The sequence below is a fragment of the Vogesella mureinivorans genome, assembly GCF_007644035.1.
GTDB classification, from domain to species: domain Bacteria; phylum Pseudomonadota; class Gammaproteobacteria; order Burkholderiales; family Chromobacteriaceae; genus Vogesella; species Vogesella mureinivorans.
The window spans coordinates 1-371 of the sequence record NZ_VMTV02001024.1; the positions used below are offsets into that span (position 1 = coordinate 1).

Annotated in this window: 1 pseudogene; it reads left to right on the forward strand. The window is 60.4% G+C overall.

Annotation, left to right across the window (positions count from 1 at the left end):
- A pseudogene (locus tag FLQ44_RS22565) lies at positions 1-371 on the forward strand (hypothetical protein); the annotation flags it as partial.

Below are 371 nucleotides of genomic sequence, written 5' to 3' on the forward strand. Positions count from 1 at the left end.
CCGCCAGCCGCGTTAAAGTCCTGCACGCCAATATCAGCCGCTGCGGGATCCACAACGTCGCGTTAACGCACTTCGATGGTCGCGTGTTTGGCGCTGCCCTGCCGGAAGCCTTTGATGCCATCCTGCTCGACGCGCCCTGCTCCGGCGAAGGCGTGGTGCGTAAAGATCCTGATGCGTTAAAAAACTGGTCCGTTGAAAGCAACCTGGAGATCGCCGCCACACAGCGCGAACTGATCGACAGCGCGTTTCATGCCCTGCGCCCAGGCGGGACGCTGGTTTATTCCACCTGCACGCTGAATCGCGATGAAAACGAGGACGTCTGCCTGTGGCTCAAGCAACGCTATGCGGATGCCGTCGAGTTTCTGCCGCTG